Below are 22,841 nucleotides of genomic sequence, written 5' to 3'. Positions count from 1 at the left end.
AACGCCCGTCGCGCTGCGGCGGGCTGGGTAAGGAAGGCCTGCTTGCGAGCCACTGGCTCGCGGCCTGACGAACGCCCGTCGCGCTGCGGCGGGCTGGGTAAGGAAGGCCTGCTTGCGAGCCACTGGCTCGCGGCCTGACGAACGCCCGTCGCGCTGCGGCGGGCCGGAAGCCTCGCTACACGCGCAGCGCTAGCAGCAAAGAACCCGCCGACGGCGCCCCAGGGCGCCGTTTTCGTTTCCGGCCCCCCGAAACGCATGAATGCGGGGCGGGCCGCCCCCTTGCAAGCACCCGGGCGCGGCCCAAGCTAGAATGAGCGTTGGCTTAAGACCAGGCTCGACACGATCGGGGCGCCAGGCGCTCCGATTTCGTCTCTGGACCTCCCTAAAACCGGGAACTCGCTGGCGGGTAAGCGTTCTTAACGCATCCCGCCCTCGCATTCCTGTTCCGCTTCACGGACCCGTTCATGCTCAACAGCCTGCTTACCCGCGTTTTCGGCAGCCGCAACGATCGCCTGCTGCGTCAACTGCAACGCTCCGTCGTCAAGATCAACGCGCTCGAACCGGAGATGGAAAAGCTCTCCGACGCGCAGCTGCAGGCCAAGACTCCCGAGTTCCAGCAGCGCATCGCCGACGGCGAGACCCTGGACAAGCTGCTGCCGGAAGCGTTCGCGGTCTGCCGCGAGGCGTCCAAGCGCGTACTCGGCATGCGCCATTACGACGTGCAGCTGATCGGCGGCATGGTGCTGCACCTGGGCAAGATCGCCGAGATGCGCACCGGCGAGGGCAAGACCCTGGTGGGCACGCTGCCGGTCTACCTCAACGCGCTCGAGGGCAAGGGCGTGCATGTGGTCACCGTCAACGACTACCTGGCGCGCCGCGACTCGGCCTGGATGGGTCGTCTGTACAACTGGCTGGGCCTGAGCGTGGACGTGGTCTACCCGGGCATGGCGCATAGCGACAAGCATGCCGCCTACGCCGCCGACATCACCTACGGCACCAACAACGAATTCGGCTTCGACTACCTGCGCGACAACATGGCGCTGTCGAAGGAGGACCGCTTCCAGCGCGGCCTGCACTACGCGATCGTCGACGAGGTCGACTCGATCCTGATCGACGAGGCGCGCACGCCGCTGATCATTTCCGGCCCGGCCGACGAATCGCCGGAGCTGTACATCAAGGTCAATCGCATCGTGCCGTCGCTGATCCGTCAGGAGAAGGAAGACGGCGAGGGCGATTACTGGGTCGACGAGAAGGGCAAGCAGGTGCACCTGTCCGAGTCCGGCCAGGAGCACGCCGAGGATCTGCTGCGCCGCGCCGGCATCCTGCAGGGCGACGAAGACAGCCTGTACGGCGCCACCAACCTCAGCGTGGTGCATCACCTCAACGCCGCGCTGCGCGCGCATGCGATCTACCAGCGCGACGTCGATTACATCGTGCGCGACGGCGAGGTGGTGATCGTCGACGAATTCACCGGCCGTACCCTGGCCGGCCGTCGCTGGTCGGACGGCCTGCACCAGGCGGTCGAGGCGAAGGAAGGCGTGCCGGTCCAGCGCGAGAACCAGACGCTGGCCTCGATCACCTTCCAGAACCTGTTCCGCATGTACAAGAAGCTGGCCGGCATGACCGGTACGGCGGACACCGAGGCGTACGAATTCCAGAGCATCTACGGCCTGGAAGTGATCGTGATCCCGACCCATCGCGCGATGGTGCGCAAGGATCATCCGGACCAGGTGTTCCTCAATCGCGCCGGCAAGTACCGCGCGGTGCTCAACGAGATCAAGGACGCGCACGGCCGCGGCCAGCCGGTGCTGGTCGGCACGACCTCGATCGAAGTGTCGGAAATGCTGAGCCAGCAGCTGCGCGAGGCCGGCGTGGCGCACGAGGTGCTCAACGCCAAGCAGCACGAGCGCGAAGCCAACATCGTCGCCCAGGCCGGCCGCCCCGGCGCGATCACCATCGCCACCAACATGGCCGGCCGCGGTACCGACATCGTGCTGGGCGGATCGCTGGAGAACGAGCTGAGCGAGCTGGCCGCGGCCAACGACGGCCAGCCGGTCGACGAAGTCACCCACGCGCGCCTGAAGACCGAATGGCAGCGTCGCCACGACGCGGTCAAGGCCTCCGGCGGCCTGCACATCGTCGGCACCGAGCGCCACGAGTCGCGCCGTATCGACAACCAGCTGCGCGGCCGCGCCGGCCGCCAGGGCGATCCGGGTTCGTCGCGCTTCTATCTGTCGCTCGAAGACAACCTGATGCGCATCTTCGCCGCCGACTGGGTGCAACGCGTGATGGCGCGCATGGGCCTGAAGGAAGACGACATCATCGAAAGCCCGCTGGTGACCAAGCAGATCGCCAACGCGCAGCGCAAGGTCGAGGCCCATAACTTCGACATCCGTAAGAACTTGCTCGACTTCGACGACGTCAACAACGACCAGCGCAAGGTGATCTACGGCCAGCGCGACGAGTTGCTGGAAGCCGAGAGCGTGCAGGACAACGTCGAAGGCATCCGCGAGGACGTGGTCGCCGACCTGGTCGCGCGCTACGTGCCGCCGAATTCGGTCGACGAGCAGTGGGATCTGCCGGGCCTGGAGTCGGGCATCGCCGAGGAGTTCGGCGTGCAGGTCGACATGGTCGACTTCGCCCGCAGCCACGACGAGCTCGATGCCGAAGGCGTCGCCGCGCGCGTGCTCGAGGCGGTCAACCAGCACTTCGGCGATCGCGAGGCGCAGCTGGGCGGCGAGACCATGCGCATGCTGGAAAAGCACATCATGCTCAACGTGCTCGACCAGAACTGGAAGGAGCATCTGGCGCGCATGGACTACCTGCGTCAGGGCATCCACCTGCGCGGTTATGCGCAGAAGCAGCCCAAGCAGGAATACAAGAAGGAAGCCTTCGAGCTGTTCTCGGACATGCTGGAGAAGGTCAAGCGCGAAGTGGTCACGCTGCTGTCGCGCGTGCGCATCCGCAACGAGGAAGAGATCGCGGCGATGGAAGCGCAGGAACGCGCGCAGGCCGAGGCCCAGGCCCGGCAGATGCAGTTCCAGCATGCCAGCGCCGGCGGCTTCGGCGCCGACGAGGAGGCCGCGCAGGTGTCCGAGGAGGCCTTCGCCAATGTCGGCCGCAACGATCCCTGCCCCTGCGGCAGCGGCAAGAAGTACAAGCACTGCCATGGGCAGCTGGCGTAAAGCCGGCTGCTCAGACTCCGCTCCCGCTCGTCGTCCTCGCGCAGGCGGGGATGACGCGCCGCGGCTTGCGAGCCATCGGCCCCTGCGGCGCTGAGCGCCGCCGGAGCCAGTCGGGTGGCCGGGAATGAAACTTCAGAGCCCTACCTGGACGACGCCCTGGCGCCCCGCCTTCGCGGGGACGACGATTCGGGCCGGCAAATAGTGTCCTCCCAACGCCGCCAGATTCACGTGGTCGCCGCGGTCGTGCGCGACGCACGCGGCCGGGTGCTGCTGACCCGGCGTACGGAAGGCCGCGACCTGGCCGGCCTGTGGGAATTTCCCGGCGGCAAGCGCGAGCCCGGCGAGTCGGCCGAGGCCGCCCTGCAACGCGAACTGCATGAGGAACTGGGCATCGCCTGCGAGGTCGGCGATGCCCTGATCGACGTGCCGCAGCAGTATCCGGACAAGCGCCTGCGCCTGGACGTGCGCGAGCTGCGGCACTGGAGCGGCAGCGTGCGCGGCCGCGAAGGTCAGGCCCTGGCCTGGGTGCCGCCGGCCAAGCTGAGCGCCTACGAGATGCCGCCGGCCGATCGGCCGGTGGTCGCGGCCCTGCTGCAGCCCGATCGCTATCTGGTCACGCCCGATCCCGCCGCGATGGCAGACGCCGACTGGCTGGCCGCGCTGGACCGCGCGCTGGCCGCCGGCGTGCGCCGGGTGCAGCTGCGCGCGACGGCCACGCCCGCGGCGCGCTGGAAATCGTTGGCCGCCGCCGCCGCATTGCGATGCCGTCGCGCGCGTGCCCAGGTCCTGCTCAACGGCGACGCCGCGCTCGCGGCCGAGCTGGGCACCGGCCTGCACCTGCGCGCGGCGCAACTGCGCGAGCACGCGCAACGTCCGCTGCCGGCCGGACAGGCGCTGGCGGCGTCCTGCCACGACGCGCAGGAGCTGCGCGCGGCGCAGGCGCTGGGCTGCGATTTCGCCGTGGTCGGCGCGGTCCGCGCCACGCCCAGCCACCCGGACCGGGCCGGCATCGGCTGGGACGGTTTCGCCGCGCTGCGCGAGGAGGTCTCGTTGCCGATCTATGCGATCGGCGGGCTGGGCGCGGACGATATGACAGAGGCGCGCGCGCACGGCGCGCAGGGAATCGCCGCCATTCGCGCGTTCTGGCCCGACGCCAAGTAGGTGCGGAACACTCTGCAATGGTCCGCAGGCAACGAGGCTCTGCGTGCTCTCCGTAGGAGCGGCGTAAGCCGCGATTCCCTGGTTCGCCAGCCGCTGGAGCAAATCGCGGCTCACGCCGCTCCCACAGAAACGGGTTTCGCGGCGAACTCAGCCCGACGCCAGCGCCCGATAGCGCCGGTCCAGCTCCGCTACGTGCCGGTCCAACGCGTCCAACGGGCCGTCGTTGACGATCACGTCGTCGGCGATCGCCAGGCGCGCCGCGCGCGTGGCCTGGGCCGCGATCATGCGTTCGGCCAGCTCGGCTTCGACGCGGTCGCGCGCCATCACGCGCGCGCGCTGCACCTCCACCGGTACGTCGACCAGCAGGATGCGCTGCAGCCAGGGGTAGGCCTCGCGGCCGCCGCCTTCGGTGAGCAAGGGGATCGCGGCGATCGCGTAGGCGCCGGGCGCGCGTTCGCATTGCTCGCGCAGCAAGGCGCGCACGCGCGGATGCACGATGGCCTCCAGGCGGCGGCGCGCGTCGGGGTCGGCGAACACGCGCCGGCGCATCGCGGCGCGATCCAGGCCGCCGTGCGCGTCTAGCACCTCATCGCCGAACGCGGCCACGACCTCGGCCAGCCCTTGCGAGCCGGCCTCGACGGCCGCGCGCGCGGCCAGGTCGGCGTCGGCCACGGTCACGCCCAGCGCCTCGAAACGCCGCGTCACTTCGCTCTTGCCCGAGGCCACGCCGCCGGTCACCCCGACGCAGAACGCGGCCATGGCGGTCAGCGCAGCCCGGCGTAGCGCATGTACGCGCCGACCAGTTGCTCGCCCCAGAAGAACACGATCCAGCCCGCGATTGCGAGGTAGGGACCGAATGGGATCGGCGTGGCCTTGTCGCGGCCGCGCGCGGTCAGCCAGATCGAACCGATGATGGCGCCGACCAGCGAGGACAGCAGGATGGTCGGCAGGATGCCTTTGAGCCCGACCCAGGCGCCGATCGCGGCGAGCAGCTTGAAGTCGCCGTGGCCCATGCCTTCCTTGCCGGTCAGCTGTTTGAACACCCACCACACCGACCACAGGCTGAGGTAGCCGGCGATCGCGCCGAGCAGGGCCGGCTTGGTCTGGAAATAGAGATTGTCGGAACTGGCGATCAGGCCCAGCCACATCAAGGGTAATGTGAGCTGGTCGGGCAGCAGCTTGGTGCGGAAATCGATGCCCGACAGCGCGATCAGGAAGGTGCTGAACACGATCGCGCCGAAGCCCTGCCAGCCGAAGCCGAAGCGCCACACGCAGGCCAGCACCGCCAGCATGGTGATCGCCTCGACCAGCGGGTACTGCGGCGAAATCGGCGCCTTGCAGCTGCGGCAGCGGCCGCGCAGGAACAGGTAGCTGAAGAGCGGGATGTTTTCGTACCAGCTCAGCTGGTGCTTGCAATGCGGACAGTGCGAGCGCTCGACCACGATGCCCGGCGGCGGCGGGTCGTAGATTTCCGGCAGTTCCAGGATCTCGCGCGCGTCGCGATTCCACTGCCATTCCAGCCGCTTGGGCAGGCGCAGGATGACCACGTTGAGGAAACTGCCGACCAACAGGCCGAAGCCGGCCGCGAGCGGAAACCCGAGGCCGGGGTTCTGATCCAGGAATGCCATGCGCGAAGGATAACCCCGAAGCGTCAGATCGTCGCGGCGAGCTTGAAGATCGGCAGGTACATGCCGATGACCATGCTGCCGACGATCACGCCCAGCACCATCATGATCAGCGGTTCGAGCAGGCTGGACAGCGCGTCGACGGCGTTGTTGACCTCTTCCTCGTAGAACTCGGCGACCTTGAACAGCATGGTGTCGAGCGCGCCGGCCTCTTCGCCGATCGCGGTCATCTGGATCACCATGTGCGGGAACAGGTTGACCTGCTTCATCGACATATTGAGCTGGTAGCCCACCGCGACGTCGTCGCGGATGCGGCGCACGGCCGATTCGTAGACCACGTTGCCGGTGGCGCCGGCGACGGTGTCCAGCGCCTCCACCAGCGGCACGCCGGCCTTGAAGGTCACGGCCAGGGTGCGGGCGAAACGCGCGATCGCGGAGTTGTGCAGGATCTGCCCGACCACCGGGATCTTCAGCATCATGCGGTCCAGGAAGTGGGCGAAGGCCGGCGAGCGGTTCTTGGCCATGATGAAGCCCACGCCGGTGCCGATCAGCACCAGCAGCACCGCCCACCAATACGCGATCATGAAATCGCTGGCGCCGATGATCATCAGGGTGAACGCCGGCAGCTCGGCGCCGAAGCTCTCGAAGGTCTTCTCGAACTGCGGCACCACGAAGATCAGCAGGATCGCGCTGACCAGGATCGCCACCGCCACGACCGTGGCCGGATAGAACAGCGCCTTCTTGATCTTGCCCTTCAGGCTTTCGATGTTTTCCTTGTAGCTGGCGACGGTGTCGAGCACCGTTTCCAGCACACCGGCCGATTCGCCGGCCTTGACCAGGTTGCGGTAGAGCTCGTCGAACTGGACCGGATGCTTACTCAGCGCCTCGTGCATCGACGAGCCGCCTTCGAGGTCGGCGCGGACCGTGTTGATCAGCGTCTTCATCTTGGGGTTCTTCTGGCCGCCGGCCATGATCTCCAGCGAGGTCACGATCGGCACGCCGGATTTCATCATGGTCGCGATCTGACGGCTGAAGATGGCGATGTCGCGCGGCGTGATGCGCTTGCCGGCGCCGCCGAGCAGCGGCTTGCCCTTGGGCTTGACCGTGCCGGGCGTGATGCCCTGGCGGCGCAGCTCGGCGCGCAGCATGTTGGCGTTCTTGGCCGACTGCTCGCCCTTCATGACGACGCCACGCTTGTCCTTGCCTTCCCAGACAAAGATCTCGAGCGGATTGGGGCGGCGGGCGGCGGCGGGCTTGGTCGCGGAGCGGGTCGCGGACATGGTTTAGTCCTTGGTAACGCGGTTGATTTCGGAGAGGCTGGTCACGCCGTTCCTGACCTTCATCAACGCCGATTGGCGCAGGTCGCGGACGCCGGACTTCTGAGCGGCCGCCGCGATCTGCATCGCGTTGCCGCCCTCCAGCACGATGGCCTGGATCTGTTCGGTCATGGGCATGACCTGGTAGATGCCGGTACGGCCCTTGTAGCCCTCGGTGCAGTCCGGGCAGCCGGCGGGCTCGTAAACCTTGAGCCCACCGACGATCTCGTCGTGGCTGAAGCCCTCGGCCAGCAGCGCGTGCTCGGGCAGATGGACTTCGCGCTTGCAGTCGTGCAGGCGGCGGGCCAGTCGCTGGGCGATGACCAGGGTCACCGACGAGGTGATGTTGTACGGCGCCACGCCCATGTTCATCAGGCGCGCGATGGTCTGCGGGGCGTCGTTGGTGTGCAGGGTGGACAGCACCATGTGGCCGGTCTGGGCGGCCTTGATGGCGATCTCGGCGGTTTCCAGGTCGCGGATTTCGCCGACCATGATCACGTCCGGATCCTGTCGCAGGAAGCTGCGCAGCGCGGCGGCGAAGGTCATGCCGCGCTTGACGTTCATCTGCACCTGGTTGATGCCGGGCACGCGGATTTCGACCGGGTCCTCGACGGTGGAGATGTTGCGCATGTCGTCGTTGAGGATGTTCAGCGCGGTGTACAGCGACACCGTCTTGCCCGAGCCGGTGGGGCCGGTCACCAGCACCATGCCGTAGGGCTTGACCACGGCGCCGACGAACAGCTCCTTCTGGTCTTCCTCGTAACCCAGCTTGTCCACGCCCAGGCGCGCGGCGCTGCCGTCGAGGATACGCAGCACGATCTTCTCGCCGAACAGGGTCGGCAGGGTGCTGACGCGGAAGTCGATCTGCTTGGTCTTGGACAGGTTGAGCTTGATGCGGCCGTCCTGCGGGACGCGCTTCTCGGCGATGTCCAGCTGCGCCATGACCTTCAGGCGCGCGGCGATGCGCGGGCTCAGCTTGACCGGCACCTTGGCGACCTGCTTGAGTAGGCCGTCGATGCGCAGGCGCACGCGATAGTCGGTTTCGTAGGGCTCGAAGTGGATGTCCGAGGCGCCGCGGCGGATCGCGTCCACCAGCACCTTGTTGACGAACTTCACTACCGGGGTGTCGTCGCCCTTGGCGTCGACGCCGCTGTCGCCGGCGGCGGTCAGGTCGTCGTCGCCACCACCGACATCGAGCGTTTCCAGCCCTTCCTCGTTGACGCCGTCGCCCAGCGCGTCGGCCGACTCCAGCCACTTGTCCAGGCTGCGGCGGATCGTGTCCTCGTCGACGAGGATGGCCTCGATCACCAGGTTGGTCTGAAACTTGATCTCGTCCAGCGCGCGGGTGTTGGTCGGATCGGCCAGGCCCACGAACAGCTTGTTGCCGCGCTTGAACAGCGGCAGCACGGCGTGTTTGCGCACCAGCTCTTCGCTGACCAGCTTGACCGCCGACTGGGCCTGGTCGAGCACCGAGGCGTCGAACAGCGGCACGCCGAACTCGATCGAGTTGGCGGCCGCGAGCTGACCGGCCGAGACCAGTCGCTTTTCGGACAGATAGGTCGCGATCGGCTTGCGCTCGCCGCTGGCGGCGGCCATGGCCTCGCGGGCCGCGGCTTCTTCCAGGGCGCCGTCCAGCACCAAGCGCCGGGCAATGCCGGTGATCCCCACCAAGTTGGCGGTAGCGACGCTAGACATCGCAGTCCTCGGTTTTTCCCCAGGCCGACTTTACCCCAATCCTTGGGCCACGCGAGCGGACTACGGTCGCCTTTTTGCGCGTTGGAAGCCCCTGCAGGCCATATTTCAGGGCTTCCGCAGGATTCGGACCACGCGGCGGACGCAGGGTTCAGCGATCGGCGATCAGCGCCCGCAAGCGGACCAGACGCGCCTGGCCGACGCGATCGTAGCCGCGCGTGCGCGCGTCCAACTGCGCCAGCACGCGCCGAGCGCAGGCCGTTTGACCGTTCTTGGCGCAAGCCTGGACCAGCAGATCGCCGATCTCGGGCGTGGCCTGCGGCGACCAGGCCCGTTCGGCCTGGTCCTGGGCCTGCGGCCACTGCCCGGCGCGCGCGTGCAGCAAGGCCGCGACGTAACGCAATTGGCGTTTAGGCGTGGCCCGCTCGGGCTGGGTCGGGGCCGCGGCCAGCAGGGTGTGCACGGTGGCGATGGCCTGCGCTTCGCCGATGCGCGGGCAGCGTCCCGGTGCCGAGGCCTGGGCGAGCAGATCGGCGACCAGAACCTCGTCCAGGGTGATCTGCGGCTGGCGGTCGGCCAGGGCGGTACGCAGTTGCGCCGGGTCCGGATCGCGCCCGGCCAGGCAGGCGATGGACACCAGATCGATGCCGGCCAGCATGCGTCGGCGCGGCAGCGGACTGCGGCGCAGGTACTCCATTTGCGCGACCGCCGCGTCGTAACGGTTCGCGCTCAGATCGATGAAGGCCTGGGTCTGGCGCGCGCGCAGCGAGTCGGGGTGATGGATCAGCGCTTGCGCGACGATCTCGGCCTTGCTGCGCCAGGTCGCGACCCGGCCCTGCGCCGACCAGGCCAGCAGTGCGCAGACCGCGACCACGCCCAGCAACGCCAGACGGCTGCCGCGCACGTTGAACGCGCGCGCCGGCAGCAGGGCGGCCAAACCGACCACGGCCAGGGCCAGACCGATCGACGGCAGGTAGTTGCGGTGCTCGTAGTACATCTCCAGCGGCAGCGGTCCGGACTCGACGCTGTGCGCGGCGAGGAAGAAGAACCAGCCGGCGAACACGCTGGGCACGCGCTTGCGCAGGGCCACCGCGATCGCGCTCAGCGCCAGCAGGGCCACGATCGCCGCGGCGGTGGTGGCCGGCGAGAACAGGCCGGTGGACACCACGACGTCGTCGCGGAACAGCGTCATCGTCTCGCCGCGCGGCGCGAGCAGCGCGCCGAGGTAGTCGCACAGCACCCGTGCCTGAGTCAGCAGGCGCTGGGCCAGGCTGAAGTCCCATTCGGCATAACCGCCCAGCACGGTGTCGGGCGAGATCGCCAACAGCGCGAGCACGGCGGCGGCCGGCACCACCAGGAACAGGCCGAAGAAGGCCTTGATCGCATTCGGGCGCGGCGCGCGGAAATACGCCAGCTCCAGCACCAGGCACAGCAAAGGCGCCACGGCCGCGTTCTGTTTGCTGAGAACGCCGGCCGCCAGCAGGCAGGGGAAGGCCGCGAACAGCAGCAGCCAGGCCGAGCGCGACGGCCCGCGGATCAGGCGGCGACGCGCGACCAGATAGGTCCAGACCGCCGCCAGTGCGAACAGCGCGCTGAGCTGGGCCATGCGCTGCACGGCGTACAGCACCGTGCTGACCTGGATCGGATGCAACAGCCACAGCGCCACCGCGGTGGCGGCCATCGCGCGCGCGCGCGATGCCAGGACGGCGTCTTCGTCCAGCGCGCGGCGCAGCACGCGGAACGCCAACAGGCCGCACAACAAGTGCAGCAGCACATTGCCGAGCTTGTAGGACAACGGCCCCGGCCCGCCCAATCCCGCACTGAGCAGGAAGCTGAGCATGGCCACCGGCCGCGATTCGATCAGTCCCGGCTGGCCCAGCGCCACCTGCCGCCAATCGAGCTGGCCGTTGTACCAAGGGCGCAATGCCGCCAGGTTGGCGGCGTCGTCGAACAGGAAGGGGCCGTCGAGGCCGCTCCAATAGATCGCGACGGCGGCGACGGCCGCGCCCAGCAGCAACCAACGGGCCGCGTCCCAGCGCGCCGTGGCGCCGCCCAAATCGGCGCTCAGCGCCTTACGCCAGGACATGGCGCGGCAGGCGGATGCAACGGCAGCGGCAACGCGAACACGGCAGCGGCGCCGTCGGCGCAAGGCAGGTCGCCACCGTGGCGATGGTCGTTGCAACGGTCATGGTGCGTCCGGTCGTTTCCCCGCGGCGACTGTAGCGCATCCGTTCGCGGCCTCCGTGGCATGCGCTTGCAATCTGTGGTGCCGCGCACGCCGCTGTGCGAACGTCAGGGCGCGGCCAGCATGGCGCGTATCGCCGCCAGCTCGGCCTGGCCGCGGCTGTCGTAGGGCTTCATGCGGCGCTCCAACTCGCCCAACACTGCGATCGCCGACGCGTCTGCGCCCTGCGCGGCCATGACCTTGGCCAGCAAGGTGCCGGTGGGCAGATCGCCGCTGGCGGTCCAGGCCCGTTCGGCCTGCGCTCGCGAGGCGGCCAGATCGCCGGTGCCGGCGTAGATCTCCGCGGCGAGCAGGCGCAGCAGCCACTTCGGTCGCGAGGATTCGGGCTGAGCGCGCATGGCGTCCAGCACGCGGACGATGGCCGCGGCCAACTCGCGCGATTCGAAACCGCAGCCCTGAGCGGCATTGAAGCGCGCCAGCAGACGCAGCGCCTGCACATCGAACACGGTCGTGCTGGGCGGCGCCTGCGCGACCAGTTCCGCCAATGCGCCGCGATCGGAAACCTGGCCGGCGCGACAGCGCGCGGTGATGAGGTTGATGCGCCCCAGCCAGCGCTGACGCAGGTCCGGGCTGGCCGCCAAGTTCTGCATCAGGGCGATGTTGCCGCGCAGATCGCCGCGCGCCAGCAGCACGCCGCTGAAGTCGTAGCGCGCGCGCAGCGACTGCGGATGTTCGCGCAGGCCTTCGGACGCGATCGTGTCCATGCTGCGCCAGACCGATACCCGCGAGGCGGTGATCGCGGCCAGCGATACGATCGCCAGCGCGGCCACCGCCAGTACCTGCAGGCGGTACGCGGGACGGGCCTGCAGACGCTCGGGCAGCAGCGCGGTCAGACCGACCGCCGCCAGCGCTAGGCCCGCCAGCGGCAGGTAATTTCGGTGTTCGTAGTACAGCTCGACCGGCAGGAACGTCGATTCCACGGCGTGCGCGGCGAGGAAGAAGAACCAGCCCACGCAGGCGCTGGGCGCCGCCGCCCGCCACGCCCAGGCCGCGACGCTGATGGCGACCAGCGCGACGATCGAGCTCAGCGTGGAGACCGGCGAAAGCAGGCCGGTCGAGGTGGCGAAGTCGTCGGTGTACAGGCCCAGCGAGGGGCCGTGCGGCAGCACGATCTGGCCCAGGTAGGCCATCAGCGCGCGCGGCTCGCTGAGCAGGCGCTGCGGCAGGGTGAACGCCCATTCCGAGTAGCCGCCCAGCAGCCATTGCGGCGCAACGGCCAGCGACAGCAGCGCCAGCGCCGCCGGCGCGAGCAGGAACACGCCGAAGAATGCCCGCAGCGGTCGCGACGCGGCGGCGTCGCGCTTGAAGCAGCCCCATTCCACGACCGTGCACAACAGCGGCGCCACCGCCGCGTTCTGCTTGCTGAGCAGGCCCAGCAGCACCAGCAGCGGAAAGGTCAGAAACAGTTTCGAGCGCGCCGGCCGCGTTTGCCCGGCGGCGAGCTCCTGCCGCGCGAGCACATAGACCAGCACCGCCGCGAGTACCAGCATCGTGCTCAGCTGAGCCATGCGCTGCACCGAATACAGCACGGTGCTGACCTGGATCGGATGCAGCAGCCACAGTCCGCTGGCGATCGTCGCCAGCAATCGGGCCTGGCCGCTCAGGCGCGGATCCAACGCGAGCAGGCGGCGCAGCAGCTGCCAGACCAGCACGCCGCACAGCAGATGGATGAGCAGGTTGCCGAGCTTGAACGAGAATGGCGCGAAGCCGCCGAGGGCGGCGTTCAGCGCGAAGCTGGCCATCGCCACCGGCCGTCCGGCCCACGGCGAGCCGCGGCCCAGCACGGCTTCGGCGTAACTCGCCTGGCCGGCGAGCCAGCGTTCGATCACCGGGAAGGTGACGCCGTCGTCGAGCAGGAAGGGGCCGGTCAGTCCGCGCCAGTAGATCGCGAACGTCGCCAGCGCCAGCGCGGCCAGGGCGAAGGCGGCCATGCGCGCGTAGCGGCCGTCGGCGGAAACCGGGCTTGCGGGCGTGGGCACTGCGGAGGCGGACTCGGAGTCGGAGGGCATGGTCGGCTGCGGATGGGCCGACCGTTCGCCGTAAGCGCGGGGTGGGCGGGGTGGAGTGGGCGGGGCGATCGTGCGTCATCGCCGTTCGCGCTGTCCAGCGCGGCGACGCGAATGCGCAACGCCGGGCCCATTCGCGCCGACGGCCGCATTGCGCGGCCGTCGGGGTCTGTTCGTATCGTTAAGGCGGACTCAGCCGCGGCATTCTGCCGGCAGCTGCGAATCGTTGTCTTGGCCGCTGGCGGTGCAGGTCCATTCGATACGACCGCTGTTCTGGGTGCTTTCCGGATCCAGTTCGAAGGTGGTTATCGGCCCGCCCGTGCTGCGCGTGACCGACCTGACGGTGCCGCCTGCCATTACTTCGACGCTGGCGCAGTAATCGCTGCCAGTGAAGGAGAAGCCGGTGCTGGTCGCGGTGATGTTGTTCAGGCCTTCGGCGGAGTGCGCGGTTTCCGCCACGGCGAGCTTGGCGCCGGCGGAAATGTGCAAGCACTCGGAGTTCTTGGTGCGGATCGAGTAGTCCTGGTAAGCCGGCAGCGCGATGGCGATCAGGATGCCGAGGATGGCGATCACGATCATGAGTTCGATGAGGGTGAAACCCTCGGCGTGGCGCTTGTTCATGGACCCTCTCCAGTGAGCTCGATTCGGGTCGGAGCCGCCGGAACCCTGGTTCCGCGTCGGCAACGATCCCCCCTGAATCAATACTTCTGCAAAGAGCATGCCAAGTCCGCGCTTGTGACGGCGGTCATGGTCGCGGCACCGTTCAGCCCGTCGAGGGACGCGCGACGACGCCCGTAACGTCGGCATATGACGCTGCTGGACAACTTGCATCTGCGGCCGGCCCGATACCGGCGTGGCCGTTCAGGGCGACGGGGCCGGTCCCTTGGCGGCGGCACGCTGAGCGGCCCGGGTCGCATCGCGCTGGCGCCGCTGATCGATGGCGGTGCGCAGTTCGCGCAAGTATTTCTGCCCCCCGCCGTCGTAAGAGCGGGTTTGCACCTGCAGGCTGGCGTAGGTGCGTTCAGCCTCGGCCAGCTTGCCGTTTTGCAGGTACAGGCGCACCAGCATTTCGCCGACCGCGAAGTCCGCGCCCGGCCTCCAGGCCAGCGCGGCCTGCGCTTCGGCCTGCTGCCAGTGGCGGGCGCGGGCGTAGAACTCGGCGGCGATCGCGCGCGTCACCCACTTGGATCGCAAGCCGTCGGGTTGCGCGTGCGCGACGTCGATCAGTTTTTCCGTGGTTTGCGCCATGTCCAGCAGGCTCACCTCGCCACAGCCCTTGCCAGCGACCTTGGCCATCTGCATCAGGGTTTGCGATTCGAAGATGGTCAGCTGCGGCTGCGCATCGACCAGCGCGCGCTGCAGCAGGGCGCGATCGGCCTTGCCGTCGCGCAGGCACTGGGTGGTGACCAGGTTGAGGTTGGCCATCAGGCGGTTGCGGGGCGTCGGGCTCTTGGCGAGTTGCATAAGCAGCCGTTCGCTTTCATCGTATTTGCCGCCCAGCAGTGCCAGCGTCGACAGGTCCAGGTGCGCGCGCATCGAGTCGGGATGGAACTTCAGCGCCTGCATCACGATGGTGTCGTAGTGGCGCCAAACCAGGGCGCGCCCCAGGGTGGCGAACGCCAGCACCGCGGCCAGGCCGATCACCGCGGCCAGCGCCAGGCGGTTGGGTCCGGACGCCGAATCGGCACGGCGCGGCGCCAGCGCGCCCAGTCCGGCCACGGCCAGCAGCACACCGATCGAGGGCAGGTAGTTGCGGTGTTCGTAGTACATCTCGATCGGCAGGAAGCTGGACTCCACGCCGTGCGCGACCAGGAAGAAGAACCAGCCCGCGAACAGGCTGGGCGCGCGCTTGCGCAGCGCGATCGCGGCCACGCTGATCGCGGCCAGCAGCAGCAGCGCGAACAGCGTCGACGGCGGCGACAGCAGGCCGGTGGAGGTGGCGAAGTCGTCGGTGTACAGGCCCATGCGCGGCGCGTACGGCAGCAGCAGGGTGCCCAGGTAGTCGACCAGCGCGCGGGCCTGAGTCAGCAGACGCTGGCCCAGAGTGAAATCCCATTCGGCATAGCCGTCGAGCAGGCGTTCGGCCGCGAACGTCAGCAGCGCCGCTGCGCCCAGCAGGGGCAGCACCAGACTCAGGCCGAAGAACGCCCACACCGGCTTCGGGCGCGGACCGCGGAAGTAGGCCAGTTCCAGCACCAGGCACAAGGCCGGCGCGACCGCGCCGTTTTGCTTGCTGAGCAGGCCGGCCAGCATCAGCAGCGGGCAGAGCAGGAACAACAGCGCCAAGGCCGGGCGCAGGCGTCCTTGATCGAGCGCCTGCCGCGCCTGCAGATAGGTCCACAGCGACGCGAGCACAAACAGCGTGCTGAGCTGGGCCATGCGCTGCACGGCGTAGAGCACGGTGCTGGCATGCAGCGGATGCAGCAGCCACAACATGGTCAGCAACGCGGCGATCAGATCCGCGTGCGGCGCCAGGCGCGTGTCGCGCGCCAGCACGCGGCGCAGCACCTGCCAGCCGAGCGCGCCGCAGACCAGATGGACGATGAGATTGCCCAGCTTGTAGGAGAAGGGTGCATCGCCGCCCAACCAGCCGCTGAGCATGAAGCTGAGCATCGACACCGGACGCGCATACAACCAGGACGCATTGCCGGGCACCACTTCCTGCCAGGAGGCTTTGCCGGCCAGCCAGCCGTGCAGGGCGCCGAAGGCGGCGTTGTCGTCGAGCACGAACGGTCCGGTGAGCCCGGGCCAGTAGATCGCGACGGACACCAGCATCGCTGCGAGCAACAACAATCTGACGCGCATGCGAGGAAGGCCTTCGTTCGTGGGTTGCTGAGGCTAACGGTGGCGACCGGCGGCATGCAATGGCGCAAGCCGCAAAAGAGAAACCCCGGCGGACCGGGGTTTCGTGTGCAGCGCTTAGGTGAGGCTTAGCGGCACTCGGCCGGAATCTGCGAGTCCGGAGCGTTGGAGGTGCAGGTCCACTCGATGCGGCCCGAACCGGCCGGCATGGCCGGGGTCAGGGTGTGCACGGCGTTGGCGGCGGCGCCGGTGCTGCGGGTGGTCATGCCGATCACGCCGTTGGCGCCGACCGCGACGCGGTTGCAGTAGTCGCTGGCGGTGAAGGAGTAGCCGGTGTTGGTCGAGGTGACCAGGTTCAGCGAACCGCGGTCCTGGGCGGTCTCCGACACGGCCAGCTTGGCGGCCGCGGCGACGTTCAGGCACTCGGTGTTCTTCGTGCGGATGGTGTAGTCCTGGTACGCCGGCAGGGCGATGGCGATCAGGATGCCCAGGATCGCGATGACGATCATCAGTTCGATCAGAGTGAAGCCTTGCTGCTTGTTCATGGTGTGTCCCCTGTTGAATTCACGTGTGCGCGGCGTGCGCTCCGGCGGCAGTCGTGCGACCGCACGCACTACGTATTAGCGATGCATAAACCATGCCAATTTTGGCGTATGTACGTGTAGATGCTGGCGCTCGATATACGCATCGTTTGCATACGTGATGCTTCAAGCAGGGTGCGTACGTGCCCGAAAACGCAAAACCCCGGCAAGCCGGGGTCATGGGTTCACAAAAAACGAAACCCCGGCGAACCGGGGTTTCGTATGCAGCACTTACGTAAGGCTTAGCGGCACTCGGCCGGAATCTGCGAGTCCGGAGCGGTCGAGGCGCAGGTCCACTCGATGCGGCCCGAACCAGCCGGCATGGCCGGGGTCAGGGTGTGCACGGCGTCAGCGGCGGCGCCGGTGCTGCGGGTGGTCATGCCGATCACGCCGTTGGCGCCGACTTCAACGCGGTTGCAGTAGTCGCTGGCGGTGAAGGAGTAGCCGGTGTTGGTCGAGGTGACCAGGTTCAGCGAACCACGGTCCTGGGCGGTTTCGGACACGGCCAGCTTGGCGGCCGCGGCGACGTTCAGGCACTCGGTGTTCTTGGTGCGGATGGTGTAGTCCTGGTACGCCGGCAGAGCGATGGCGATCAGGATGCCCAGGATCGCGATGACGATCATCAGTTCGATCAGGGTGAAGCCTTGCTGGTTGTTCTTCATTGGTGTTTCCCCTAGGAGTGGTGAACTTCACGTGCCTGCTGGCCCGGCTTTTGCGGTCCGTCGGCTGCCGTGCGTAACTGCACGTGCACGGAAAGCTTACGCACAACCCATGCCAACAAGGCCACACAAAGTCTCGAAAACACTGCCCAGAGGGTGCCGATATGTCGAATGAGAGCGCAGTCGCAGTTAATTGGTGAACAAGCGCAGGCACCAGGAAGTCATATTGGGGATACATCTCTGATCAGGTTGCAATATTTCAATTAAAGAAAATTAATCCATATCAAGGCTTTATAATTTTCGATACAAAAAAAGCCCCGGCGCACCGGGGCTTTGAATGGAGCGCGGTTAGACCGAGATCAGCGGCACTCGGCCGGGACCTGCGAGTCCGGGGCGTTCGACTCGCACTTCCACTCGATGCGGCCCGAGCCGGCCGGCATGGTGGGGGTCAGGGTGTGAGCAGCGTCGGCGGCGGCACCGGTGCTCTTGGTTACCATCCCGATCACACCGTTGGCGTTGACCTTGACCTCTCTGCAGTAGTCGCTGGCGGTGAAGGAGTAGCCGGTGTTGGTGTCGGTGACCAGGTTCAGCGAGCCACGATCCTGGGCGGTCTCGGACACGGCCAGCTTGGCGGCCGCGGCGACGTTCAGGCACTCGGTGTTCTTGGTGCGGATGGTGTAGTCCTGGTAGGCCGGCAGGGCGATGGCGATCAGGATGCCCAGGATCGCGATGACGATCATCAGTTCGATCAGGGTGAAGCCTTGCTGATTGTTTTTCATGGGTTTTTTTCCTAGGGGTGGCGGTCTTCGCACGCCAGCCGGGACCGCTCGACGATCCGTCGCCTGCCAATCCAGCGGGACGTGCCCTAGGTATCACGCACAACTCATGCCAGCCTGATTAGGACGATAAAATCTCTAAAAAGAAAATTCGATCACAATTAGGACGGGTCCGCTGTAGGGGTCGGCTGCCCTTTTTTGTCAGTGCGCGAGGCTGTGCTGACGTTATGCGTCACATTGGCTGCTGCCGGCCGGAAGAATCCGTATGGACGCCCGCGCGGCGCCGCGGCCGCACGCGGGTCGGCGGTGACGGCGGTCGCAGCTCGGCGCTGCCCGCGTGGCAGGCGCGGGGCGAGCTTGCATACTAGGTAGGCCGCATCGATCCCTGCGTCGCCACACCCTTCGGGTTCGGCATGCGCGCAGACGCCATGTCGATGCACGTACGCCTTGGGGGCCGAGTGATCCGCGAAATTCTGATGATCGTGTTTGTGGCGTGCTCGACGCTGGGCAGCCAGTTGTTGATCAAGCGCTCGCTGCTGCATCTGGCCGCGACCAGCCCCGACCTGAAGGGCTTCGAGTGGCTGATGGCGGCCGTGCTGTCGCCGGGCGTGCTGGCGGCGGTCGCGATCCAGGGCCTGGGCTTCGTGATCTGGGTGGTGGTGGTCAGCAAGGTCAAGCTGGGGATGGCGTTCGCGATCAACGGCGCGTCCTTTTATATATTGATGGCGGTGGTGAGCTGGTGGCTGTACGGCGAGCGCCTGACGCCGATGCAGTGGGGCGGGATCGTGCTGGTCTCGACCGGCGTGCTGATGCTGTCGTCGATGGGGCAGAGCGCCTGAGCGTCGCCGACGTGTCCGAAGCGCTGCATTCCTTCGTCGTTCCCGCCTACGGGCATTCGCCGCATCTGCGCGCGTGCCTGGATTCGCTGCGCGCGCAGAGCCTGCCTTCGCGCCTGCATCTGGCGACCTCGACGCCGCACGACGGCCTGGCCGAGATCGCCCGCGAGTACGGCGCCACGCTGACCGTGCACGCGCCCAACGCCGGTATCGGCCGCGACTGGAACCGGGCGCTGGCCCAGGCCGATACGCCCTGGGTCACGATCGCGCACCAGGACGACGTCTACCTGCCCGAGTTCACCCGCCGCACATTGGCGGCCGCCGCGGCGCGGCCCGATGCCGCGCTGCTGTTCACCGGCTACGCGGAATTGCTGGGCGACAGCGGCGCGGTGCGCGACGCCACGGCGATGCTGCGGATCAAGCGTGTGCTGCTGGAACTGGCGTTCCTCGGCCGCGATGCGATCGCGCGACCGGGCGCGAAGCTGCGCGCGCTGCGCTTCGGCTGCCCGATTCCATGTCCGTCGGTGACCTTGGCGCGCGGCGCGACGCCGCCGCGTTTCCGCGAGGACCTGCGCGTCAATCTGGATTGGGACGCCTGGGTGCGGCGCGCGCGGGAGCCGGGCGCGTTCGTGTACATTCGCGAGCAGTTGATGCTGCATCGCATCCATCCCGGCAGCGAGACCAGCGCGGGCGTGCGCGATGGGGTGCGCGCGGCGGAGGACCGGATGATGTTCGATGCCCTCTGGCCCTTGCCGATCGCAGGCGCGCTGGCGCGCGTCTACCGCCTGTCCTATCAGAACGACGCATGATGAGCACCCCAGCCGAACCGATCGCCGTCGCCCTGCCAGGCCTGCAGCCCGCGTCCGTGCCGCCACGCATCGCCGTGGTCGTGCCCTGCCACCGCGTGCGCGCGCACATCCTGGGCGTGATCGAAGACGTGCCGGCGATGGTGTGGCGCATCTATGTGGTCGACGACGCCTGCCCCGAGCAGTCGGGCCGCTATGTCCAGAGCGAGTGCCGCGATCCGCGCGTGCGCGTGCTGTTCAACGAGGTCAACCTGGGCGTGGGCGGCGCGGTGATGGCCGGCTACCGCGCCGCGGCCGCGGACGGCGCCGACGTGGTGGTGAAGATGGACGGCGACGGCCAGATGGCCGGCGCGGCGCTGCCGCAGTTGGTGGGCCCGATCCTGCGCGGCGACGCCGACTACACCAAGGGCAACCGCTTCTACGACCTGGCCCAGATCGGCCGCATGCCCAAGCTGCGCATCTTCGGCAACGCCATGCTGTCGTTCATGACCAAGATCTCGTCGGGCTATTGGGACGTGTTCGACCCGACCAACGGCTACACCGCGATCCACGCCAAGGTCGTGGCCAAGCTGCCGCTGAAGAAGATCAGCCGGCGCTATTTCTTCGAGACCGACATGCTGTTCCGCCTCAACATCGTGCGCGCGGTGGTGGTGGACGTGCCGATGGACGCGCGCTACGGCGCCGAGACCAGCAACTTGCGCATCTCCAAGATCCTGTTCGACTTCCTGTTCAAGCACGTGCGAAACACCTTCAAGCGGGTGTTCTACAACTACTTCCTGCGCGATCTGTCGCTGGCGTCGATCCAGCTCGCGCTGGGCGTGCTGTTCGTGCTGGTCGGCACCGCGCTGGGCGCCAAGTTCTGGTTCGAGTCGTTCCTGACCGGCGTCACCGCCTCGGCCGGTAGCGTCATGCTGGCGGCGCTGCAGGTGATCGTGGGCATCCAACTGGTGCTGGGTTTCCTGGCCTACGACATCGCGGCGGTGCCCAAGCGCACCCTGCATCCGCTGCTGCCTTCCGGCGACGACGAGTGACATGAGCGGCGAATTCGACGAACGCTACACCGCTTACCAGACCGATCGCAGCGCGTTGCGACGCGTGGTGCGGCGCGTTTACCTGCGCAGCGCCGCGGCGCAGTTGCGCGGGCCCACGCTGGACTTCGGCTGCGGCGTGGGCGAATTGCTGGAACGTTTGCCGGCCGGCTCCAAGGGGCTGGAATACAACCGCGCCACGGTCGAGCACTGCCGCGCGCGCGGCCTGGACGTGGACTGGTACGACGGCTATGCCGACGATTGGAAGCTCAGTGCACTGCGCGGACAGCGCTACGAGTCGATGGTGATCAGCCACGTGCTGGAGCACTTCGACGGCCCCGCCGCGATCCTGTCGCGCCTGTTGGCGGCCGCGCGCGAACTGGGCGTGCGGCGCGTGCTGGCGATCGTGCCGGGGCGTGCGGGCTACCGCATCGACGACACCCATCGCACCTTCGTCGACCGTGCGATGCTGGCCGATCCGGCGCTCGCCGCCGGCAGCGGCTTCGTCCTGCAACGGGCGCGGTATTTCCCGGGCAACCTGCGCAAGATCGGCGACTGGTTCCCGCATCACGAACTGCAGGCCTTGTTCGTGCGCGGTGCCTGAGCGCCGCGCGACGCGGCGACCGCCCTCAGTCGATCCCGCCTCAGTCGATCCCGAGCTTCTTGAGCTTGTAGCGCAGCGCGCGGAAGGTGATGCCCAGCGCGGCGGCGGTGCGGGTTTTGTTGTAGCGGTTTTCCTGTAGCGCCTGCTGGATCGCGGCGCGCTCGATTTCCTCGATGTACGAGGGCAGGGCGCTGGTCGAGGTGTCGCGCGGGTTCATGGTGCGCGGATCGACGCTGGCGGCGGCCGCGGCCGGCGCGGCGGCGGTCGCGGTGGGTGCGCCGGTCGCCGGTGCGGGCGCCTGGGTCGACAGGCGCGGCAGGCGCAGGTCGCTGGCGTTGAGCAGTTCGCCTTCGGCCAGGGCGAGCGCGCGCTCAAGGATGTTTTCCAGCTCGCGCACGTTGCCCGGGAACGCGTAGGCGCGCAGCGCTTCGAGTGCGTCGTCGCCCAGGCGCGGGATCGCGCGGCCCTGGGCGCTGGCGAGGCGCTCTAGCACCTTGCTGGCCAGGCCGGGCAGATCGTCCAGGCGTTCGCGCAGCGGCGGCACGCGCAGTTCGATCACGTTGATGCGGTAGTACAGGTCCTGGCGGAAGCGGCCGTCGGCGACCAGCGCGGCCAGATCCTTGTGCGTGGCCGAGAGGATGCGCACGTCGACCACGACCTCGGCCTGGGCGCCGACCGGGCGGATCGACTTTTCCTGGATCGCGCGCAGCAGCTTGACCTGCATCGGCAGCGGCAGCTCGGCGACTTCGTCCAGGAACAAGGTGCCGCCGTCGGCGGCCTGGAACAGGCCGGGCTTGTCGGCGTGGGCGCCGGTGAAGCTGCCCTTCTTGTGGCCGAAGAATTCGCTTTCCATCAGCTCGGCCGGGATCGCGCCGCAGTTGACCGGCACGAACGGTCCGCTGGCGCGGCCGCCTTCGGCGTGGATGGTGCGCGCGACCAGTTCCTTGCCCACGCCGGACTCGCCGGCGATGTAGACCGGCGCCTGGCTGCGCGCGACCTTGCCGATGGTCTGGCGCAGTTTCGCCATCGCCGGCGACTCGCCGTACAGGCGCGAGGCGACGGTGTCGGCGGTGCTGCGGCGGCTCTCGTTCAGTTCCAGCGCGTGCCGGACCAGATCGCGCAGCACGGTCAGCTCGACCGGCTTGGCGACGAAGTCGAAGGCACCGGCCTTGAGCGCTTCCACCGCGGCCTCGACATTGCCGAAGGCGGTGATCATGGCGACCGGGGTGTCGGGATGCTTCTGGCTGATCTCGGCGATCAGCTCCAGGCCGGAACCGTCGGGCAGGCGCATGTCGGTCAGGCACAGGTCGTACCGATTGCGCGACAGCTGGCTGCGCGCCTCCGAAACGCTGGAGGCGGTATCGCAACGCAGGCCCATGCGGCCCAAAGTCATGACCAACAACTCGCGTATGTCGCGCTCGTCGTCGATCACCAGTGCACTACGAGTTTCAGCCATTGCGTCCTCCGCCCGACACGATAGCTTAAGGGTGCGTCACGGCCAAGCCGGGTGTGTGCGCCA

General features: G+C 68.0%; 18 protein-coding genes. 6 read left to right on the top strand and 12 right to left on the bottom strand.

Annotated features, from left to right (window positions below; genetic code table 11):
• Positions 1 to 464: 464 nt before the first annotated feature.
• Both secA and LVB77_RS18265 read left to right on the top strand, forming a co-directional pair.
• Positions 465 to 3,185: a preprotein translocase subunit SecA gene (gene secA / locus LVB77_RS18270; protein ID WP_232907493.1), complete on the top strand. Its 2,721-nt coding sequence runs from the start codon at positions 465 to 467 to the stop codon at positions 3,183 to 3,185.
• Between the two features lie 201 nt (positions 3,186 to 3,386).
• Positions 3,387 to 4,346, top strand: a complete 960-nt coding sequence (locus tag LVB77_RS18265; protein WP_232907492.1) for a Nudix family hydrolase — start codon at positions 3,387 to 3,389, stop codon at positions 4,344 to 4,346.
• Between the two features lie 147 nt (positions 4,347 to 4,493).
• Here the strand turns inward: LVB77_RS18265 and coaE are convergent, their stop codons facing one another.
• The 11 genes from coaE to LVB77_RS18200 form a co-directional block, all read right to left on the bottom strand.
• Positions 4,494 to 5,105: a dephospho-CoA kinase gene (gene coaE / locus LVB77_RS18260; protein ID WP_232907491.1), complete on the bottom strand. Its 612-nt coding sequence runs from the start codon at positions 5,103 to 5,105 to the stop codon at positions 4,494 to 4,496.
• 5 nt (positions 5,106 to 5,110) lie between these two features.
• The gene (locus LVB77_RS18255; protein WP_232907490.1) at positions 5,111 to 5,974 is read right to left on the bottom strand and encodes an A24 family peptidase; all 864 of its coding nucleotides are present in this window, start codon (positions 5,972 to 5,974) and stop codon (positions 5,111 to 5,113) included.
• A gap of 23 nt (positions 5,975 to 5,997) precedes the next feature.
• Positions 5,998 to 7,251: a type II secretion system F family protein gene (locus tag LVB77_RS18250; protein ID WP_232907488.1), complete on the bottom strand. Its 1,254-nt coding sequence runs from the start codon at positions 7,249 to 7,251 to the stop codon at positions 5,998 to 6,000.
• Positions 7,252 to 7,254: 3 nt separating this feature from the next.
• Positions 7,255 to 8,982 carry a type IV-A pilus assembly ATPase PilB gene (gene pilB / locus LVB77_RS18245; RefSeq protein WP_232907487.1) on the bottom strand — a complete coding sequence of 576 codons (1,728 nt, stop codon included), beginning with the start codon at positions 8,980 to 8,982 and terminating at the stop codon, positions 7,255 to 7,257.
• A 148-nt stretch (positions 8,983 to 9,130) separates the two neighbouring features.
• The gene (locus LVB77_RS18240) at positions 9,131 to 11,065 is read right to left on the bottom strand and encodes a hypothetical protein (RefSeq protein ID WP_232907485.1); all 1,935 of its coding nucleotides are present in this window, start codon (positions 11,063 to 11,065) and stop codon (positions 9,131 to 9,133) included.
• 206 nt (positions 11,066 to 11,271) lie between these two features.
• Positions 11,272 to 13,233 carry a hypothetical protein gene (locus LVB77_RS18235; protein ID WP_232907483.1) on the bottom strand — a complete coding sequence of 654 codons (1,962 nt, stop codon included), beginning with the start codon at positions 13,231 to 13,233 and terminating at the stop codon, positions 11,272 to 11,274.
• A gap of 189 nt (positions 13,234 to 13,422) precedes the next feature.
• Entirely contained in the window at positions 13,423 to 13,851 is a 429-nt protein-coding gene (locus tag LVB77_RS21315; protein ID WP_305068908.1) for a prepilin-type N-terminal cleavage/methylation domain-containing protein, read from the bottom strand.
• A gap of 240 nt (positions 13,852 to 14,091) precedes the next feature.
• The gene (locus tag LVB77_RS18220) at positions 14,092 to 16,035 is read right to left on the bottom strand and encodes a hypothetical protein (protein ID WP_232907482.1); all 1,944 of its coding nucleotides are present in this window, start codon (positions 16,033 to 16,035) and stop codon (positions 14,092 to 14,094) included.
• A gap of 125 nt (positions 16,036 to 16,160) precedes the next feature.
• Positions 16,161 to 16,577, bottom strand: coding sequence for a pilin (locus tag LVB77_RS21310; protein ID WP_305068907.1), 417 nt, complete (start codon positions 16,575 to 16,577; stop codon positions 16,161 to 16,163).
• 278 nt (positions 16,578 to 16,855) lie between these two features.
• Positions 16,856 to 17,275, bottom strand: a complete 420-nt coding sequence (locus LVB77_RS18205; RefSeq protein ID WP_232907480.1) for a pilin — start codon at positions 17,273 to 17,275, stop codon at positions 16,856 to 16,858.
• A 356-nt stretch (positions 17,276 to 17,631) separates the two neighbouring features.
• Complete coding sequence (locus LVB77_RS18200) at positions 17,632 to 18,051, bottom strand: pilin (RefSeq protein ID WP_232907479.1); 420 nt, start codon at positions 18,049 to 18,051, stop codon at positions 17,632 to 17,634.
• A 473-nt stretch (positions 18,052 to 18,524) separates the two neighbouring features.
• Between LVB77_RS18200 and LVB77_RS18195 the strand changes: the two genes are divergently transcribed.
• The 4 genes from LVB77_RS18195 to LVB77_RS18180 are packed head-to-tail and all read left to right on the top strand — an operon-like array spanning position 18,525 to position 21,322.
• Positions 18,525 to 18,887 (top strand): EamA family transporter, encoded by a 363-nt coding sequence (locus LVB77_RS18195; protein ID WP_232907478.1) that lies wholly within the window; start codon positions 18,525 to 18,527, stop codon positions 18,885 to 18,887.
• 11 nt (positions 18,888 to 18,898) lie between these two features.
• Entirely contained in the window at positions 18,899 to 19,693 is a 795-nt protein-coding gene (locus LVB77_RS18190) for a glycosyltransferase family A protein (protein WP_232907476.1), read from the top strand.
• Positions 19,690 to 20,721, top strand: coding sequence for a glycosyltransferase (locus tag LVB77_RS18185; protein WP_232907475.1), 1,032 nt, complete (start codon positions 19,690 to 19,692; stop codon positions 20,719 to 20,721). The genes LVB77_RS18190 and LVB77_RS18185 overlap by 4 nt, the downstream gene beginning before the upstream one ends.
• Before the next feature lies 1 nt (position 20,722).
• Positions 20,723 to 21,322 carry a class I SAM-dependent methyltransferase gene (locus tag LVB77_RS18180; protein WP_232907474.1) on the top strand — a complete coding sequence of 200 codons (600 nt, stop codon included), beginning with the start codon at positions 20,723 to 20,725 and terminating at the stop codon, positions 21,320 to 21,322.
• A 40-nt stretch (positions 21,323 to 21,362) separates the two neighbouring features.
• Here LVB77_RS18180 and LVB77_RS18175 read toward each other — a convergent pair whose 3' ends face one another.
• Positions 21,363 to 22,778, bottom strand: coding sequence for a sigma-54 dependent transcriptional regulator (locus LVB77_RS18175; protein ID WP_232907473.1), 1,416 nt, complete (start codon positions 22,776 to 22,778; stop codon positions 21,363 to 21,365).
• Positions 22,779 to 22,841 lie beyond the last annotated feature (63 nt).

It is taken from the genome of Lysobacter sp. 5GHs7-4 (assembly GCF_021284765.1).
In the GTDB taxonomy this organism is placed as follows: Bacteria; Pseudomonadota; Gammaproteobacteria; order Xanthomonadales; family Xanthomonadaceae; genus Lysobacter.
The sequence above is the reverse complement of the archived record's forward strand: the minus strand, read 5'-3'. Positions and strand labels throughout refer to the sequence as shown.

Bases quoted from the DNA above. Each gene is read 5' to 3' on its own strand.
- secA (WP_232907493.1), top strand. From the start codon at position 465: ATGCTCAACAGCCTGCTTACCCGCGTTTTCGGCAGCCGCAACGATCGC.
- LVB77_RS18205 (WP_232907480.1), bottom strand. From the start codon at position 17,275: ATGAAGAACAACCAGCAAGGCTTCACCCTGATCGAACTGATGATCGTC.
- LVB77_RS18240 (WP_232907485.1), bottom strand. From the start codon at position 11,065: ATGTCCTGGCGTAAGGCGCTGAGCGCCGATTTGGGCGGCGCCACGGCG.
- LVB77_RS21310 (WP_305068907.1), bottom strand. From the start codon at position 16,577: ATGAACAAGCAGCAAGGCTTCACTCTGATCGAACTGATGATCGTCATC.
- pilB (WP_232907487.1), bottom strand. From the start codon at position 8,982: ATGTCTAGCGTCGCTACCGCCAACTTGGTGGGGATCACCGGCATTGCC.
- LVB77_RS18185 (WP_232907475.1), top strand. From the start codon at position 19,690: ATGATGAGCACCCCAGCCGAACCGATCGCCGTCGCCCTGCCAGGCCTG.
- LVB77_RS18255 (WP_232907490.1), bottom strand. From the start codon at position 5,974: ATGGCATTCCTGGATCAGAACCCCGGCCTCGGGTTTCCGCTCGCGGCC.
- LVB77_RS18180 (WP_232907474.1), top strand. From the start codon at position 20,723: ATGAGCGGCGAATTCGACGAACGCTACACCGCTTACCAGACCGATCGC.
- LVB77_RS18250 (WP_232907488.1), bottom strand. From the start codon at position 7,251: ATGTCCGCGACCCGCTCCGCGACCAAGCCCGCCGCCGCCCGCCGCCCC.
- coaE (WP_232907491.1), bottom strand. From the start codon at position 5,105: ATGGCCGCGTTCTGCGTCGGGGTGACCGGCGGCGTGGCCTCGGGCAAG.
- LVB77_RS18195 (WP_232907478.1), top strand. From the start codon at position 18,525: ATGATCGTGTTTGTGGCGTGCTCGACGCTGGGCAGCCAGTTGTTGATC.
- LVB77_RS18235 (WP_232907483.1), bottom strand. From the start codon at position 13,233: ATGCCCTCCGACTCCGAGTCCGCCTCCGCAGTGCCCACGCCCGCAAGC.
- LVB77_RS18220 (WP_232907482.1), bottom strand. From the start codon at position 16,035: ATGCGCGTCAGATTGTTGTTGCTCGCAGCGATGCTGGTGTCCGTCGCG.
- LVB77_RS18175 (WP_232907473.1), bottom strand. From the start codon at position 22,778: ATGGCTGAAACTCGTAGTGCACTGGTGATCGACGACGAGCGCGACATA.
- LVB77_RS18200 (WP_232907479.1), bottom strand. From the start codon at position 18,051: ATGAAAAACAATCAGCAAGGCTTCACCCTGATCGAACTGATGATCGTC.
- LVB77_RS21315 (WP_305068908.1), bottom strand. From the start codon at position 13,851: ATGAACAAGCGCCACGCCGAGGGTTTCACCCTCATCGAACTCATGATC.